Below are 15,172 nucleotides of genomic sequence, written 5' to 3' on the forward strand. Positions count from 1 at the left end.
GCCAAAAGAAGAATCAGCAGACATTGTCGTGACCGCTTTCTTATTTTGATTTTCGTGAAAAATAGAGCCGTCTGTCCAGTTGTTAAAGTCCCCTTTGCCGTTTGCGGCCAAGAGGACATTTTTCTTTTCTTCCACTAAATCTGCTTCCTCGATTTTTCCAAACTGCATAGCGCCATATTGGCTGACAATGCCAACATAGCCCGATTCATGTTTGAGCTTGATTCGGTAGTTGACCGGAATCTCTGCGCTACCATTATTTATAATTTCAGCTTCTAGCACACCTTGCGCGTTCTTCTTGAACTCAAAATATTCCGGATTCTTAGCATGGGCTAGACCGTCCGAAATAACAAAAGTAATAGTACCTTTGCCATTTAATTTGATTTCTTTAAAGTCCAAATTTCCTGTTGGAATAGCATAGAAAACGCGATCCGGCGCAATACTAAATGTTAATTCTTTGGGTTCGCTTACGTTGAGAACCTTCTGCAGGTCATCGTGGTTGTCCATAGACTCGTACTTGACATAAAAAGGTACCGAAATCTTTTTACTTTTCTTGCGAGAGTAAACATATTCAGAACCGTCTATTGTTTCGTAATCTCGGAATATCGGTTCATAGTCTGCGCCGTCAAGAAGTGTAAAGCCGTCCAAAACAGTAATCCATTTTGTTAGCTCTACACCATTAAAAGTTACTTTTACCAATTTACCACCCCAATCCATCGACAGCATTTAGAATTGCTTGTCGTTTTGCCTGTTCTTCTGCAACTGGTTCAGCGTAGATTTTAGCAATTTCTTGCTTGTTGGCTTGAACCAATACTACAGTAGGTCGATTAGCTAATTTAGCTAAAATATCCATTACGTCTTTGTAATCATAATCTTGACTAGAATCTGTATTTGATTGAGAAGCTAGTCGATTATTTGATAAAGTTAGTTGAGCACTTGCCTTATCGATGTCAGAAAAGTTGGTATCAAATGTTACTGTTCCAAAGCTATCATAAATTTCACCAGCCATGCCGCTGATCGTCGATTGGACACTCTTGAATTGATTCTTAAGTCCTTCATTCAAACCGTTCATGATAGCTTTACCAGCTGGAATCAAGAGACGTTTATCATACTCAATAGGTCCTTTGTGGTCACGAATCCAACCAGCTATTCCGCCAACAAAATCCGTTACACCTTGCCAAGCCGATTTTAAACCGCCGAGAAAGCCGTCTAAAATAGCTCTACCAGCATCCCACAGATTGATATTTCGCAATCCGTTAAAAATACCCGTTACTTGAGAAACCAAGTTAGAGACGCTTTGAACCATGCTATTCCAAGCATTTTGTGCACCTTGGACAATCCCATTGATGATACTTTGGACAGACGCTTTTAAACCATTCCATGCTCCAACTGCTGTAGATGTAATTGTATTCCACAGGCTAGATAAGAAGTTCATGAAATTATTCCATGTGTTTTGTGCTCCCTGAACTAAACTGTTGATTAAGTTTGTAACCGTAGTTTTAATCCACGTCCAAGCAGAAGAAGCTGCACTCTTGATAAATTCCCAAATAGCAGACAGAGCGTTTGACAAATTTTCAAACATAGCAATACCATAACCAATAATGGCAGTTACTACGCCTATAAAATAGGTTTTAATACCCTCCCAAACAAGACTAACAGCATTTTTAATGCCGTCCCATATAAGCCCTAAATCTGCTTGTAATTGAGTAAAGTTTCCAGTCACTAAATCAATGATCACTAAGACTGCACCCAGAACAATTGACTTAATAAATTCCCAAGCACCTTGAAAGACCATTTTTAAACCTTCCCACATTTGAGCAAGGCCGTCTTTCATACCATTCCAAATATTCATAAAGCCGTCAATGAAGGGCTGGACGATTGTCATGATTGTTTGTGTGACAACTGTCCATGCAGTGATTGCAGCGGTTTGAATACCATTCCACAAATTTGTAAAGAAGTCAACAATGCCATTCCAAGTATTCTTGATAGTCTCAACAGCTGCGTTCCAAATTGCCGTTACACCATTCCATACATTACTTGCTCCTTGCGTAATACCAGACCAAAGACCAACAAAAAAGTCAGCAATTCCTTGCCAAGCTTGCTTTATCCACTCAACAAAAGCTGCCCAAATTTTGCGTCCAGTTTTAGTTTGAGTGAAGAACCAAACTAATCCAGCTACAAGCGCTGCAATAGCTGTTACCACAAGTCCAATTGGATTTTCGGATAAGACAGCATTAAATATTTTAAAAGCTCCACTAGCTCCCATAGTTGCTGCAGCATTCGCAGCTGTTGCCGAAGTTAGTGCTCCTGTGCGTACAAATTGCGCAAGTGTATAAGCATTTTGTATTGCTAAAATACCATTTCTTGCTGCTTCAATTCCTTTAATAACGCTAGTAACAACCTTGTAAGCTGTCAAAGCCATTGTTATTCCAACGACTGCAGCTTTTAGTGCATCTAAAGACGCAGGACTATTTTTTAAAAAGCTAGTAAACTCTTTAATTTTTTCCGATGCCGCACGAATAAATCCTGTTACAGATTCAAACGCTGCACCAACACCGTTTACACTTTTTTCGCTACCAGCAATACCTAATAAATCCCTAACAAAACTTCCGACAATACCAGCAATATTACCGATAGTCGCTCCGATATTTTCAAAGGTTACACGGATGTTCTCAGCAATATTGACAATTTGTGTCGCTGTCGTTTCATCAAAGCCAATCATTTTTAAAAAGTCAATATTTTTATTTTTCCCCATTGACCCAAAAATCATGTCGTAAAACGTACTAAAAACTCCACCTATTTTTACAGCTAAGTCATAGACTTCCTCCATCACCGCTTGAGCTATACTATCTCCAAAAATTGCTCCTAGAGCTTCTTCTAAAGCAAAACCAATAATCTGAGGTATTCCTTTTAGGATATTTCCAATCATCGGGATAAAATTGTTAAAAAAGAATACCTTTGTTGTGTCATACAAAGCTCTTAGAGAGGGACCGATGCTTTCGCCTAAAGATAATTTCCCCAGAACATTTTGAGCAGCAGCTTTCATTGCAGAAAATGACCCACTGAAAGTAGAAGCAGCTTCTTTTGCCGTCGTTCCTGTAATATCAAGATTTTCTTGAATAGCATGAATAGCTTGATAAACATCAGATAAGTTGTTAATGTCATATTTGACACCCGTCAGCTTTTCTGCGTCCGCAAGTAGCCGTTCCATCTCGGTTTTCGTACCGCCGTACCCTAACTTAAGATTGTCTAACATAGTATAGTTTTGCTTAGCAAAACCTTGATAGGCATCCTGAATACGATCCATAGATGTGCCCATTTTGTTGGCATTATCAGACATATCCACCATGGCCATATTAGCCACATCTGCAGCTTTTTCGGTATCTCCACCCAAAGACTGCAAGAGACTGGCAGAGAAGCCAGTTACATTTTCCATGTAAGCATTAGCGGACAGTCCGGTAGTTCGATATGCCTCATTTGCATAGGCTTTGACCTTATCAGTCGAACCCTTAAAGAGAGTTTCTATTCCTCCAAGCGATTGTTGGAGAGCTGCCCCCTCTGACAGAGCTGCAGTAAAAGCCTTACCGATGCCAGCTGCGGCAATAACACCCGTTACGGCCTTTACAAGAGTAGATCCAAGGGTTGACCCAGCGCTTTTACCTGCTGCACTAGCTTCCGGTGAAATAGCGTTTTGAATCGCTCCACTAATACCTTTAGCAGATGGCATAATCTGCACATAAGCTTGTCCTAATTCTGTTGCCACTAGTTCTCACCTCCAGTCTTGTTTAAAATTTTTGCTTTCGCTTTTTCAAATTCCTCGCCAGAAATAAAGACCATTTCATTGCTTTCTTTTTCTATTGCGGTTAATTTCTCCGTAATAGAAACAGGTCTATTGTTCCCTTTTTGCCCATCTTTGGTTTTAAACCATGTAAGCAGGGAAAGCCTATCTAAAATGCTGGCTTGTAAAAGAGTATCAAATGACACTCTTTGTCCAGACATCACTAACTTAATACGAGAATCTTCTCTGAGACCATAAGAAAAAACAGCTACCTGATAAGCAGGCAACTGTCTATAATCGTATATGTTATACACCTCAGCAAGGTCGCAAATCAATGCGTCTTCATCTGCTTGTATCATTTTGGCGAGGAGGGCAATTTTTTTACCTTGTTTTGAGCTTCAAAGATTTCTTTAATAGCTTCTCCCATTTTGTCCATTGGCACAAGACCGTTTTCATCACGCACATGCTCTTTCAAAGCATCTGCTTGATCGCCTAGTAAAAGTTTTAGCAATTTAGGCAACACAAGAGGATTCGTATCCACTTCTGCGATTGCTTCTACTAGTTCATAGTTGCTTAAACGTTCACTTGAAATTTCAAACGAAAAACCTGATGTAGTCGTACCTTTAATTGATTTTGACATCTATTAAGCTCCTTTAATATATTCATAGTGCGTGTTCCCTTCTTTATCAGGAAACGCAGTAACAGTTGTCTCATAACCTACCGTTTCACCGTCTTTGTAGGCTACTTCTCCGATTTCGGTCACTTTTCCTTGTGGAATAACAATACGTTTGAGTACACCACCTTTAAGGATAACCTCCACAACAAGACAATGTTCTTTTAATTCAGTAGAATTTGCTTTGACAGTGATACCTGTTGCTAGTTCTCCCGTTACGTTAGTATCTCCATAAATTTCTTTAAGCACCGCTAAGTTTAGCGCTTCAATTAGTGTAAAACCAAACGTATCCTTTTTCTCAGTTTGAGAAGAGTTGACCACATCGCCACCCCAGGCCTTAATATCTTCCGATTCTGGGCTATTCGTGTTAGTAAGTCCGTCCTCTGAGATGTAGCCCAATGATTTAAAAGCTGCATTGAGTGTAGCTGTTGCATCTGTAGGCAATTCTGTACCAAGAGGGGCTGAATAAATTGCACCTCCGACCTTAGGTTTTGCCGTTGTCACATTTGATGATTTAGACATATAATTTCTCCTTTTTTAAAAATAATTGATATCAAATACTGCTTGATATCTGTATCGCTTTGTTTCCGTGTCTGTATAATTATAATCACTATTGAGATGAACGCCACTAATGGAATTGAGCTCAACCATTTCTTTAACAACTTCTTTGACTTTTTCATTCAGTTCTGCTGCTTTCTGCATAGAGCTTGCATAACTTTGAAAAGCAAAAGTTGCCGATTTAGAATGGTTTCGCTCACTGCCACTAGTCTTTTCAATCAAGATAAAACTATCAGGCATTTTTGTTTCATGTTCAAAAAAAGACGGTACATGTAAATGACCGTCAAGATATTTTTTAATAATAATTTCAATCATTTAACGCACCGCCTTGAGTAAAGTATTGTTTTTTAGATTATCTTTTTTAGCTTTGGTTGTCTTAGCGCTCACCATAGCATTTGCACGATTACGCCCGACATAGACATCCTGCTCGTATCCATCACCACACCGATTTTTGATATTGCTAGCATGTTTGTTCAAAACAGTTTGCATAGCTCCTGATTTCATCAAATCAGCTACACCCGCACGATTCAGTTTAAATTTCATACCGTTCTACCGTCACTTTCTTGTTCCAGTCAAGTGGGATTAAATCTTCAATTCCCTCAAGTGGAAGGCCAAATACCTGCCAACGTTTTCCAAAAAAACGTACCTCTTTGTTCTCCCAATCATGAGTATCACCTTTCGGAATAGCTAATGTATAGGCTGCCTTTCGACCGGTTAAATTAAGCTGTGTTGTAATATCGTCTGATGTAGTTGGACTGACTAGCACATTCTCAACTTCGATTTCCTTATCTTCAAAGATTGAGTGACCAAAATCATCCTGACCCGTCTTGACCTTATCGATTAAGGTCACGGTGATACCTTTAATCCGTACCATAAATATCAATCGCCCCATATCTTTGTTTTTTAAAACCAAGTCGTTTTAGTTCTGAATCTTTGATAAACAGACCACCGCCTGGCACAAGATAAGAGCCACTCCAAGTGTACCCCAGAGCGCCCTCAGAAACTTGTGTCATCGGTTCTTGATCTGTTGAAGTCATCAAAGTTCTAGCCACAACATCCACTACTACAGACTTAACAACATAGGCATACGATTCATTGGCTACAAACAATTTGTCTAAGTCTTTACCAACCTTTTCAGCTTCAACACGCAACGAAGCAGAGACAACTTTCAACAGTGCCTCAGCTCGTTTTTGTTCATCAAGCTTTAAAGGTCGCCACAATTCCTGCAGCTCATCTACTGTTGCAAAGTTCTTCATATCTTTTACCCTTCGTGTTGTTCTAATAAGGCAATCAAGTCTGATTTCACTGCTTTGCTATCGTATTCAATTCCAAGTTCATCAAGTTTAGACTTGATTTCAGGAACAGTCAGCTTATAATCCTCTTTAAGCTCCGAAGCGGGGACCCAATCCCCGCCAAGTTCGCAGTCTGTTTCAATACTTGCAAGAGTTTCTTTATTAATATATTCCATATTAAGCCTCCACACGAGCAAATGCTTGCTCATCAAGAATTCCCCAACCAGCATATACTTCTGTACGCAGGCATACTTCTCGATAACGTTTCAAGTCTCGACCTGCTCCGTCAGGGTCGCCGTATTCAATAATTTCAAGTGGAATATTTTCTGCATATCCCCACTTCACCGCATTTTCAAAATCTCCCACGATAACATGGTCTTTTTTAGCTGTACTTGCAACAGTTGTCAATGTTTTATTAACATCAGACTTCATTCCGTAAAATGAATCGGGATTTTGACCAAAGCGGTATTCAGGATATTGAACTACTCCGTTTACTTTGATTTTACCAAGCGCGGCTCCTGCTGCCGGAGATAACGCAATTCCGTTCACTTCACAATCATTTGCTGTAATAGTCGCAACAGCAGCATCAATATTTTCATCAATTTTATCCGCTTCAAAAGTTACTACATTTCCTGTAATTAAGCCATCAAACGAGTTGGTCGATTTAAAAGAAGCATCTGTCATCGATTTGGGTTCTAAACCATGGAAAGAAGCAATATCAATTGCTTGTGCCACTTTCTTAGCCAAACCATCAATAAATGATTTAAGATATGATAATTGTTTTTCTTCTGAACAATGTACAAATTCTTCCGAAACCCGCGCTTGATAAGTAATTAAAACTGGTTTGATCACTTTTGGTTTCATAGTTGCATTTCCAGCACTTGAAGGATTTCCTTCACCTACAATTTCAGCGTTTCCTTCAAGGTTGAATACAAATGTTTCTGTACCAGTAAATGGAATAGGTTCTTGTGTGGTAAGTTTCGCAAGGGTTGAATGCCCTTTTACTTTGCTAAAAATATCTTGTACTGTTTGTACAGGGAACATATCCCCTGATTGCAATGTTGCCATAAATTATTCTCCTCTCATATTTCGCAGCATTCCTTTTAGTGCTGCATCTTCGTCATTTTCTGAACCGACATTCGGCTCATTTGATTTTGGTGGTGCCTTTGGTTCAGCCGGCTTCACGAAACTGGCCAAACGCTCTGCGTCAGCTTTCAGGCTCTCCTCATCGTTTCCTTGCAGTCTATCCGCAAGGTCAATTGGCAGACCATTTTGCAAAGCAATACGAGTACGCAAGCTTGCTGTCTCATAACTAGCTACCTGTTTCTTCAAATCTGCGATTTGTTTATCGTAATCTGCAGCACTATTCTTGCTTGCTTCAGCTGCTGACTTCAGCACACCGTTTTCTTTTTCCAAATCACTCACACGAGTTTTGAGCTGGTCATAATCTGCGTACTTTTCTTTCTCACGAGCCAAGCGCGCCTTCACAATTGTGTCAAGCTCTTCTTGTGTAGTGATTGCTGTAAAATCTGACATATAAATATCCTTTCTCCTGCTTTCCCGGCAGTTCGGTAATTTTGTGCACTAAAAAAAGCACCTTGCGGCACTCACTTAGTAATAACTTTTTTGCTTTTTACGAGGCTTCGTTGTATAACATGCCCAGTGCGCCAGCAAAGCGCTGTCCATTAAACTGATATCTCGGTCGTCATATAGCGACTTATAGCCAAAGCCGCCATTTGAGCCAATGTTGCGTTTATCACAATTGGTCACAACTGCAGTCAGCGAAGGCTGGTCATTGTGACAAAGCGTTTGCTGCACAATCGACTGTTCCCAAAGCGAATTAGCCGTGATAATTTCCTTGACTGTTGGCAAGATTGGTTTCTGGATTCCAAATTCTTTCATCTCTGCTGCTAGCAGTTCTTGTCCGCTTGCACCGTCGACAACAATTTTCTCAATGTCTGCAGATTTGAGAAAATTGATAATCCACTGCATGCCAGTCCGAATAGAGACACAATCAATATTTTCAACAAATATTCGCTTGTCATCCGTCCGCACAGCAATTGCCATTGCAACATTTGTCCCGTCTTGTCCGTACTTGATTCCAACAAAGAGCTTACCTTTAAGTCCAGGCATTAGTTCAACCTTAAGGTCATACCATTCTTTTTCTGAGATAGCTGATTTCTGATTGAAGGTCGGCCAATAGCCCAGACGCTGGATATTATGATCCAGTTCGTCATCTCCGAGTTCGACTTTAATCTTCCGTTCGTTGAGATGATAACCCATTGACGGATTCGTCAAGTACCAAGCATCCATGTCGTTGATGTCGTGGATTTTCTCAACAGACCATTCTGCCCATCCTGAATACTCGCTGTTGCCAGCCAATACTTTTTTGCGGTAACTAGCAAAGACAGTTCCTGTTGATACCATCGTTGGCGGCGTCCCGCACATGATAGTCATCGGATTCTCGCTATCTGTTACCGTGTACTTGAGAGCTGATTCCTGTTCTGCAGTGTACTCTTGGGCTTCATCAATGATAAGCAGGTCAAATCCCTCACCCAGACCACCATTTGATGTCCTGGTACGGAATTGGATAACCGCTCCAGTTTCCTTGAACTCAATACGCTCTTGTCCCTTTGCTTTGTTTGAAACAAAGTCCTCACCGTCCACATAGCCCATGTCTTCCAAATACTTTTTAAGTTTCTCAAAAGATGAATGGGACGTACTGATACGATGAGCGGTGTGCAGGATTCTAAGTCCTTTATGCAGACCCCACAACTCCACAATATAGACATCTTCTGTCTTACCGTTTCGTCGAGAGATAGCATAACCAAACTTTTGATGCACCCACAGACCGTCATCATTTATGGCCATAATAGCTTCAAGCAAAGATACTTGCCAAGGATAACAATCCCGACCAGACTTTTGATAAAACTCTATGGCTTCCTGAGCCAAGCTATCAGTATAATGTAAAGTTACCGATTGAGTAGGATGCTGATTGCCAAATCTAGTCTTAGTTTTAGTAACCATAACCTTTCCTTTCAATCGTCATCGCATGATAACCCTATCGCTGGGAGACATTGGATCACCTCCTAATCTTTAATAGCCCGATTTGAAACTTTTGCATATACATCTACATAAGTTTCTTTCTTATCACCGTTATGAGTAATTTCTGCATAGTCACCGCACTTCTCGTTTGATGAAATTGCATTCGTGCTGACAAGGGCCTTCCAATTCTGCAAGGTTTTACTAAACCAGACGATAAAGCATTCTTCTGCTTTAATTTCACGGCCTGAAAGACGCGAAAATTCTTGTGATGCTAATTGTTTTGCTTTTTCTAACATTTTTATTCCTCCGTTTTTTCGTATGTTTCAGCAAAGATATCCGGCTTGCATGGATAAAATTCACCTTGCACGCCTTTGATAATGTAATCGCCGACCGATGCTTCCATAATCCCTTCTAATGTTCTGATGAACATTTTACGAGTTTCTATTTCATAGTTAATTTGTGACTCACCCATAAAATCAGCAAGGTCTCTGACGTTGTTCCCTGTCCATTTTACCGCTTCAATCACCACAGGTGTCTTTCTGTATTTCATTTTCTTTCTCCTTTTTGAGCATAATAAAAGCACCCTTTCGAGCGCCATTCTGATTATTTTTTTCTATTTGATAAAAATTCTTTCCAATACGGATTTTCTTTATCAAAAATTTCAACTTCCTTGTCCATCATATTATGTGGATAGTCCACAAACAAGTTGTAGATTTTTTTCTGGTCAAAACTAAACAAATGCTCACCTATAGCATCTAGTTTATCAATCCACCAAACTTTCGAAGCTTCATTTTCTTTATAAAAGTCACTATAACCATCTAAATGAGATTCAGACCATATTCTGTCATCTTCTTGATTAGCTAATTCAGATAGTTCTTCTAAAAAATCATCGTTATTTGACATAGCCCTTATCTCCTTTATTTTGCTGACCTTTCTTAGTATTAATAAATCCTAGAATCTTTTGAAATTCTTCATTTTCTCCTAAACTATCAGAATCTATTAATACATTCGGAACTTGTAATTTTTGTCCATACACTGAATGAGAACGTTGACAACCAAAGCGCTCTTTTAAAACTGCATTGGTTATAGGTTTAAACCCGTTACCTTCAAAAGGAGCTTGCAATTCCAAGTATTGGAACCGCCCCTCTTTTTTTCGTACAATTGCCGCATGCTTTCCTGTTCCTAAATAATATTCTTTGTCATCTTGCATTTGACCAATTAATTTTTTAACAGCAGTAAAGTCGTTTGTATCTGCGACAACATGCGAGTGAACATTCGGTAACTCACTAATGTTTTTGATGTTTAGCATGCTTGCAAAAAAAGTTCTGCTTTTTCCATCACGATAATCCAAAACATCGAAACCTGCTTTATTGCCAATATAGGCCAGCGCAAGAGAAGAGCAAGACCCCTTTGTCTGGTCTCCCCCTCCAACAGCTTTAATAATTGCTTCTTCAGTCTTTTTTACTTTAGATCTCTTGATAGGATTAACTTTAATTCCATGTTGTAGCGCACTTTTTCTAACAACGCTGATATTCTCTTCTTTGTTTAACCCTTTCCTTTCTTTAATCTTATCACTATCCTTTTGTTTCCGCCATATTTTACTCCAAACATCCTGAACTTTCCCGTTTTTAGGGTCATAATCAACTATGCAACGACAGCGTTGATGTCTCCGATAAATATCTTTTGGAACTCGTGGATATTTATAGATACCTTGAACCTCTTGACACCAATCACAGCACTTAGCGACTGACTTTCTAACAATTTCAGGTTGCAATCCCGCCTTGTGATGAAATTCTGCATTTTTCTCAATACTATCATCCACAATGCTTTGAGTAAAATTAACAATTGGTTCTTGCAAAATCCACTTAATATCATCAAAATCCTGTTCAGAAGAAACACGATTGACGATTCCATCAATTCTATCCTGATTCAATGCAGGTATTTGTGTTTTGAGGTGAATATTAGCGCGTTCATTCAATTGTTTCTGAACATCACTAGCATAACTACTCACAAGTTCATAATTCCTGCCTAATGTTTCGTTTAAGAGTCGTTTTGCGATATTGTAATACATTTTACCGTCTGGCAATGTGTCGTTGCTTAGAGAGCTTCCTAGAACCTTAGAAAGAATTTCACCCATTTCTATAGCGTAGTCATTTGCATCTAAATAGTTTGCTTGTTTCTGTCCGAGTTTATCGAGTAGCCCTTTAATCGTTGAACTGCTTAGCTGACCACGCTCGAAATCTGTCTTGATTTGCTTAAGTAGCCCAGGGACGACGTCCTCAACCATTTCCGTCACCACCTACTGTAGAAAGTGGCTCATCTGATGCCTTAATACCTGTCAAATCACGGATAGTATCACTTCCAACGAATCCAGGAATGGCTTGATTGAGCTTAATAGCACCATCACCAATCATAGTCAATGTGTTTGCGTCCGCCTCAAAGAGCGGCTCCCATTTGACTGATGTTGCCATAAATTGGTTGCGCAAATATGGGAACTCATCCCGCAAGCAAACTGCCACATAAGCAGTATTCAGTAAACCAGAAGCAAATGACCGCTGTGCCTTTCGTCCTGCCGCTCTCAAATTCTCGTGAGCTGCTTTGATGGCCTCTACTGATGACGGATTGTCAGATGGAAAACCCAAATCATCCATAGTCAATCCTGTACCACCCGCAAACAAAGCGTCATACATCTTAAGCTGGTCAACGAACGGTGACATGCTAGCTGTTGTGAATTGACCAACCGTTGGACTGTCCCCATCTTCATCTTTAGTAAACTGCAATAAGCTTGACACAGTCGCTTTCCACTTTTCCATTGGTTCTGCTTCTTGACTAAGCCCTAACACATATTTTTGCGGGAATGAATAGAATTCTGCAGTTACTTCTGCCCGCTCAAGTGTACGTTTAGCAGCTTTTTGCTGGTACATCCCAGCTTGTGTGATACGACTACGGCCAAACGGACGTACTGCATCCGGTCGATGGATAATAGGGACCAATAACGGCTGACCGGTTGGATTGCTGATAGAATATTCATTGCCATATTTTGGATAGTACCAGGTTGCATCCTTTGTAAAATACGCTTCAAGGGTTGGTACACCGTACTCATTTTGTTCTAAGACCGCATAGCCTTCCGTAAGTAAAAATGTTGTTGGATCTAAAATTCCAGTCGCTCGACTAGCCTCAATGATTTGCATTCTAGGTATCTCATCCTGATTGCCAGGCATGATATACACAAAGCAACAAGATGCAATCAAGGCGGACTGAATAGCTGTATCAAACAGAATATCTGGATTGTTAGCATTAAAAATTTCTGTCGCATTAAAGTCGTCATCTGCAAATTCACGGAAAATAATCCGATCGGCCAGTGCATCCACTCCGTGGGCTGTCCATCCTAAAACTGACCTATACATATCTCGTACATTATCTGGCATAACAATACTGCGAGAGGCTTCTCTATCTGCCATCGCATAATATCGATAGCGCTTTTTGACGCCCAATTGATAGAGGGCTAGTTTTCTCCTAAGATAGCCCATTCCATAGTAATTCATTTTGATTGCTCCTTTATTTTTTCGGTTACTAGTTGCTCAAAGTTATCTTCGTGCACTTCGATACCTTCGACCAATGTTCTGCTGACAAAGTTAAATTTTTCCTCGTTGGCCAAAATCCGCTTTTTAAAATCTCGATAGTGTTTTAGCAAATTTTTACTTTTTTTGCGTTTTTTAACCGGCAAAATGTTAGGATTAACTTTCTTGCTTTTTTCCTGTTTTTTAGCCGCACGCTTTTTCTTCATCAACTTCCGCTGATTCTCTCTGGACCCGTCCTTACGGCATTTCTCACTGCAATATTTCGACCTGCTGGATGTGGGTTCAAACTTTTTACCACAAATTGAACACTTGATTTTCTTCATTTTTTACCTTTCAAATCCTAACGCGAGAAAAAATGTACAGTGACGGCGTGAAGCTCCGCGCTTGCCAAGGGTAGGGGGTCACCCCCCCTCTTGGACTTTCTACCCTTTATATCTAATCCAATCACAACTTTGTGGCAAATTACGATTGCCAATCACTGCAGAACCTGTTACACGTTCTTCTGCATACAATTTATCAGACTTCTGTCGATTGCATTGCCAATGCGCCAACTGTAGATTCTCTATAGCTGACGGATGACCACCTTTGGCTATAGGAACGATGTGGTCTATCACAGGACTCATCGGGTCAGGATACTTCAATTTCTTATTGACCAGTCGTCCACAGATGCCACAGTGTGTACTTGATTTCAGCAACCGCTTCTTATTCTTCTCAAACGCAACTCTATGCGGTCCACTCTTATCAGCTCTTAGATTAGCCATGCGCACCTCTTGGAAATTAACAGGGGCGGGGTACTCAATAGCACCTCACCCCTGTTTTCTTGATGATACTATAATAGCACATTGAAACTGTCATGCACTGTCAAATGCTGTCATTATTGTTATTTACTGTCAATCACTGTCATTTACTGTCAGATTGTTTAATTCTTTAGTGGCTATACGCAACAATCTAAAGTATGTGCTCTCACTACAATTGAGTTCGTCCATTACTTGCCAACGCGTCATTTTATCAACATAGACCATACTCAAAATTGTTTGACTATCAGAGTTATCCAGCCCATCGATTAAATCTTGCAGTTCTCTTTGCTTCTTCAAAGCTTCAACAGTTTTGCGTTCAATGTCTTGTGCAGTCGTTAGCAACTCAACATATACATCATCTTGCTTACGCTTAATTCCTCCAGAAACTTTATCTGCAGAGAATTTCTGACTAGACAAAAGCGAAGCTTCAATTTTGTCTCTACGTCTAATTAAACTCGCGATGTACAGATCTAAATTCCTCAAGTCTTTTAAAATAGCTTTCGCTTTGCTCACTCTCAATCTCCTTTTTATGGTATAATAATCTTGTTAGAGATTTTACCAGGGTCGAGTGTGCGCTCGGCTTTTTTTACTTTTCGTGAATCGTCATGTATGGTTCTCTTTCTTTTAGCAAGCCACACTTTTGGCACTTAACCAAACGCGAGATTGTAAATGAAAATGCGCCAGGTTGCACAACGTAATAATGCTTACAGAAAAAACGCTTTGTGTTCGTTATAATTCTTTCAAATAATGATTTCAATTCATATTTTATTCGGTCTAAAAAATCAAACATAGCCTTATTACCTTTTTTATTTACTTAATTTTGGATCAATAGGAATAACTATATCAGGATTAAAATACATACGGTATTTTGTATCAACACCTTTGACATACGACTTTTTCCCACTGATTACGTGAGTATGGATAACGCTTTGGTCTGTTTCTCATTTTGTTGCTTCACCTCAACTCAACTCTTTTATTCTATCGTTACAGAAACGTATCCGATATTTCAGCCATCTATCTTCTAGTATTGTTTCGTGCATTTCGTGCGAGTGCGAATTCTTCCTTGTCTTAGAATCCAATTGATTCTGATATTTATCTCTCGCTTCTGTCCACAGCTTACGTGTACTCTCTTTTGTGTATAGTATTTTAGTCATTCTATCATCACCTATCCAACCAGAATCCACCGCCGTTTTCGATAGCAGATTCTAGTTCCCATTCTTGCATTTCTTCTACTGATGGCATTAAATCGTCTTGCATTATCTCGATTATTCCAGCTTTAACTAAATTGTTAATATAATTTTGGACATATCCAGCACATTCACGTTCTAGATTGCTCATATTTCCAGTATTTATTTCGTCTGTGTCAAAAGTAAAGCCACACATACCTCCAAAAGCGCAACAAGACAATTCCATATAGCCTTTGTCTGCATAAAATTGAAACAGAACTTCAT

21 protein-coding genes and 1 pseudogene are annotated in these 15,172 nt (G+C 39.7%); all 22 read right to left on the minus strand.

All coding sequences use genetic code 11. From position 1 onward, the window contains the following. A partial coding sequence (locus tag HMPREF2574_RS06840; protein ID WP_257374239.1) for a distal tail protein Dit occupies nucleotides 1-723 on the minus strand: 723 nt, incomplete at its 3' end. Further along, nucleotides 698-3,760 (minus strand): phage tail protein, encoded by a 3,063-nt coding sequence (locus tag HMPREF2574_RS06845; protein ID WP_070812344.1) that lies wholly within the window; start codon nucleotides 3,758-3,760, stop codon nucleotides 698-700. The genes HMPREF2574_RS06845 and HMPREF2574_RS06840, both read right to left, overlap by 26 nt. After that, a complete protein-coding gene (locus HMPREF2574_RS06850) occupies nucleotides 3,760-4,134 on the minus strand; it encodes a DUF5361 domain-containing protein (RefSeq protein ID WP_070584318.1) in 375 nt (124 codons plus the stop codon). The genes HMPREF2574_RS06845 and HMPREF2574_RS06850 overlap by 1 nt, the downstream gene beginning before the upstream one ends. Continuing rightward, the gene (locus HMPREF2574_RS06855; RefSeq protein ID WP_070812345.1) at nucleotides 4,131-4,415 is read right to left on the minus strand and encodes a hypothetical protein; all 285 of its coding nucleotides are present in this window, start codon (nucleotides 4,413-4,415) and stop codon (nucleotides 4,131-4,133) included. Before HMPREF2574_RS06855 ends, HMPREF2574_RS06850 begins: the two co-directional genes overlap by 4 nt. A 3-nt stretch (nucleotides 4,416-4,418) precedes the next feature. Then, nucleotides 4,419-4,970, minus strand: coding sequence for a phage tail tube protein (locus tag HMPREF2574_RS06860; RefSeq protein WP_070584323.1), 552 nt, complete (start codon nucleotides 4,968-4,970; stop codon nucleotides 4,419-4,421). 15 nt (nucleotides 4,971-4,985) lie between these two features. Then, the gene (locus tag HMPREF2574_RS06865) at nucleotides 4,986-5,321 is read right to left on the minus strand and encodes a hypothetical protein (RefSeq protein WP_070812346.1); all 336 of its coding nucleotides are present in this window, start codon (nucleotides 5,319-5,321) and stop codon (nucleotides 4,986-4,988) included. Further along, nucleotides 5,322-5,549: a hypothetical protein gene (locus tag HMPREF2574_RS06870; RefSeq protein ID WP_003074804.1), complete on the minus strand. Its 228-nt coding sequence runs from the start codon at nucleotides 5,547-5,549 to the stop codon at nucleotides 5,322-5,324. Continuing rightward, entirely contained in the window at nucleotides 5,539-5,880 is a 342-nt protein-coding gene (locus HMPREF2574_RS06875; RefSeq protein WP_070584328.1) for a hypothetical protein, read from the minus strand. The genes HMPREF2574_RS06870 and HMPREF2574_RS06875 overlap by 11 nt, the downstream gene beginning before the upstream one ends. Continuing rightward, complete coding sequence (locus HMPREF2574_RS06880; RefSeq protein ID WP_070584330.1) at nucleotides 5,867-6,262, minus strand: phage Gp19/Gp15/Gp42 family protein; 396 nt, start codon at nucleotides 6,260-6,262, stop codon at nucleotides 5,867-5,869. Before HMPREF2574_RS06880 ends, HMPREF2574_RS06875 begins: the two co-directional genes overlap by 14 nt. A gap of 5 nt (nucleotides 6,263-6,267) precedes the next feature. Beyond that, nucleotides 6,268-6,474: a HeH/LEM domain-containing protein gene (locus HMPREF2574_RS06885; protein ID WP_070584332.1), complete on the minus strand. Its 207-nt coding sequence runs from the start codon at nucleotides 6,472-6,474 to the stop codon at nucleotides 6,268-6,270. Between the two features lies 1 nt (nucleotide 6,475). Beyond that, nucleotides 6,476-7,366: a phage major capsid protein gene (locus HMPREF2574_RS06890; RefSeq protein ID WP_070812347.1), complete on the minus strand. Its 891-nt coding sequence runs from the start codon at nucleotides 7,364-7,366 to the stop codon at nucleotides 6,476-6,478. Nucleotides 7,367-7,369: 3 nt separating this feature from the next. Further along, on the minus strand, nucleotides 7,370-7,834 hold the full coding sequence (locus HMPREF2574_RS06895; protein WP_070584335.1) for a capsid assembly scaffolding protein Gp46 family protein: 465 nt from the start codon (nucleotides 7,832-7,834) through the stop codon (nucleotides 7,370-7,372). A gap of 75 nt (nucleotides 7,835-7,909) precedes the next feature. After that, a complete protein-coding gene (locus tag HMPREF2574_RS06900) occupies nucleotides 7,910-9,325 on the minus strand; it encodes a DEAD/DEAH box helicase family protein (RefSeq protein ID WP_070812348.1) in 1,416 nt (471 codons plus the stop codon). A gap of 62 nt (nucleotides 9,326-9,387) precedes the next feature. Beyond that, nucleotides 9,388-9,639: a DUF6275 family protein gene (locus tag HMPREF2574_RS06905; RefSeq protein ID WP_003693347.1), complete on the minus strand. Its 252-nt coding sequence runs from the start codon at nucleotides 9,637-9,639 to the stop codon at nucleotides 9,388-9,390. A 2-nt stretch (nucleotides 9,640-9,641) separates the two neighbouring features. Next, the gene (locus HMPREF2574_RS06910) at nucleotides 9,642-9,893 is read right to left on the minus strand and encodes a hypothetical protein (RefSeq protein WP_070812349.1); all 252 of its coding nucleotides are present in this window, start codon (nucleotides 9,891-9,893) and stop codon (nucleotides 9,642-9,644) included. 53 nt (nucleotides 9,894-9,946) lie between these two features. After that, nucleotides 9,947-10,246, minus strand: a complete 300-nt coding sequence (locus HMPREF2574_RS06915) for a DUF7675 family protein (RefSeq protein ID WP_070584343.1) — start codon at nucleotides 10,244-10,246, stop codon at nucleotides 9,947-9,949. Next, entirely contained in the window at nucleotides 10,236-11,630 is a 1,395-nt protein-coding gene (locus tag HMPREF2574_RS06920; protein ID WP_070812350.1) for a hypothetical protein, read from the minus strand. The genes HMPREF2574_RS06915 and HMPREF2574_RS06920 overlap by 11 nt, the downstream gene beginning before the upstream one ends. Continuing rightward, entirely contained in the window at nucleotides 11,623-12,888 is a 1,266-nt protein-coding gene (locus HMPREF2574_RS06925; RefSeq protein WP_070812351.1) for a phage portal protein, read from the minus strand. Before HMPREF2574_RS06925 ends, HMPREF2574_RS06920 begins: the two co-directional genes overlap by 8 nt. Then, nucleotides 12,885-13,133 (minus strand): hypothetical protein, encoded by a 249-nt coding sequence (locus tag HMPREF2574_RS06930; protein WP_373878898.1) that lies wholly within the window; start codon nucleotides 13,131-13,133, stop codon nucleotides 12,885-12,887. Before HMPREF2574_RS06930 ends, HMPREF2574_RS06925 begins: the two co-directional genes overlap by 4 nt. A gap of 213 nt (nucleotides 13,134-13,346) precedes the next feature. Next, nucleotides 13,347-13,685: an HNH endonuclease gene (locus tag HMPREF2574_RS06935; RefSeq protein ID WP_070584351.1), complete on the minus strand. Its 339-nt coding sequence runs from the start codon at nucleotides 13,683-13,685 to the stop codon at nucleotides 13,347-13,349. 129 nt (nucleotides 13,686-13,814) lie between these two features. Further along, nucleotides 13,815-14,234, minus strand: a complete 420-nt coding sequence (locus HMPREF2574_RS06940; RefSeq protein ID WP_070584353.1) for a DUF1492 domain-containing protein — start codon at nucleotides 14,232-14,234, stop codon at nucleotides 13,815-13,817. A 648-nt stretch (nucleotides 14,235-14,882) separates the two neighbouring features. Then, nucleotides 14,883-15,172, minus strand: a pseudogene (locus HMPREF2574_RS06950) (hypothetical protein); the annotation flags it as partial.

Origin of the sequence: Streptococcus sp. HMSC034E12 (genome assembly GCF_001835915.1) — a bacterium.
In the GTDB taxonomy this organism is placed as follows: Bacteria; Bacillota; Bacilli; order Lactobacillales; family Streptococcaceae; genus Streptococcus; species Streptococcus vaginalis.

What these genes read in the sequence shown, in the direction of transcription:
- HMPREF2574_RS06850 (WP_070584318.1), bottom strand. Translation starts at nt 4,134, where the DNA reads ATGATACAAGCAGATGAAGACGCATTGATTTGCGACCTTGCTGAGGTG.
- HMPREF2574_RS06855 (WP_070812345.1), bottom strand. Translation starts at nt 4,415, where the DNA reads ATGTCAAAATCAATTAAAGGTACGACTACATCAGGTTTTTCGTTTGAA.
- HMPREF2574_RS06860 (WP_070584323.1), bottom strand. Translation starts at nt 4,970, where the DNA reads ATGTCTAAATCATCAAATGTGACAACGGCAAAACCTAAGGTCGGAGGT.
- HMPREF2574_RS06865 (WP_070812346.1), bottom strand. Translation starts at nt 5,321, where the DNA reads ATGATTGAAATTATTATTAAAAAATATCTTGACGGTCATTTACATGTA.
- HMPREF2574_RS06870 (WP_003074804.1), bottom strand. Translation starts at nt 5,549, where the DNA reads ATGAAATTTAAACTGAATCGTGCGGGTGTAGCTGATTTGATGAAATCA.
- HMPREF2574_RS06875 (WP_070584328.1), bottom strand. Translation starts at nt 5,880, where the DNA reads ATGGTACGGATTAAAGGTATCACCGTGACCTTAATCGATAAGGTCAAG.
- HMPREF2574_RS06880 (WP_070584330.1), bottom strand. Translation starts at nt 6,262, where the DNA reads ATGAAGAACTTTGCAACAGTAGATGAGCTGCAGGAATTGTGGCGACCT.
- HMPREF2574_RS06885 (WP_070584332.1), bottom strand. Translation starts at nt 6,474, where the DNA reads ATGGAATATATTAATAAAGAAACTCTTGCAAGTATTGAAACAGACTGC.
- HMPREF2574_RS06890 (WP_070812347.1), bottom strand. Translation starts at nt 7,366, where the DNA reads ATGGCAACATTGCAATCAGGGGATATGTTCCCTGTACAAACAGTACAA.
- HMPREF2574_RS06895 (WP_070584335.1), bottom strand. Translation starts at nt 7,834, where the DNA reads ATGTCAGATTTTACAGCAATCACTACACAAGAAGAGCTTGACACAATT.
- HMPREF2574_RS06900 (WP_070812348.1), bottom strand. Translation starts at nt 9,325, where the DNA reads ATGGTTACTAAAACTAAGACTAGATTTGGCAATCAGCATCCTACTCAA.
- HMPREF2574_RS06905 (WP_003693347.1), bottom strand. Translation starts at nt 9,639, where the DNA reads ATGTTAGAAAAAGCAAAACAATTAGCATCACAAGAATTTTCGCGTCTT.
- HMPREF2574_RS06910 (WP_070812349.1), bottom strand. Translation starts at nt 9,893, where the DNA reads ATGAAATACAGAAAGACACCTGTGGTGATTGAAGCGGTAAAATGGACA.
- HMPREF2574_RS06915 (WP_070584343.1), bottom strand. Translation starts at nt 10,246, where the DNA reads ATGTCAAATAACGATGATTTTTTAGAAGAACTATCTGAATTAGCTAAT.
- HMPREF2574_RS06920 (WP_070812350.1), bottom strand. Translation starts at nt 11,630, where the DNA reads ATGGTTGAGGACGTCGTCCCTGGGCTACTTAAGCAAATCAAGACAGAT.
- HMPREF2574_RS06925 (WP_070812351.1), bottom strand. Translation starts at nt 12,888, where the DNA reads ATGAATTACTATGGAATGGGCTATCTTAGGAGAAAACTAGCCCTCTAT.
- HMPREF2574_RS06935 (WP_070584351.1), bottom strand. Translation starts at nt 13,685, where the DNA reads ATGGCTAATCTAAGAGCTGATAAGAGTGGACCGCATAGAGTTGCGTTT.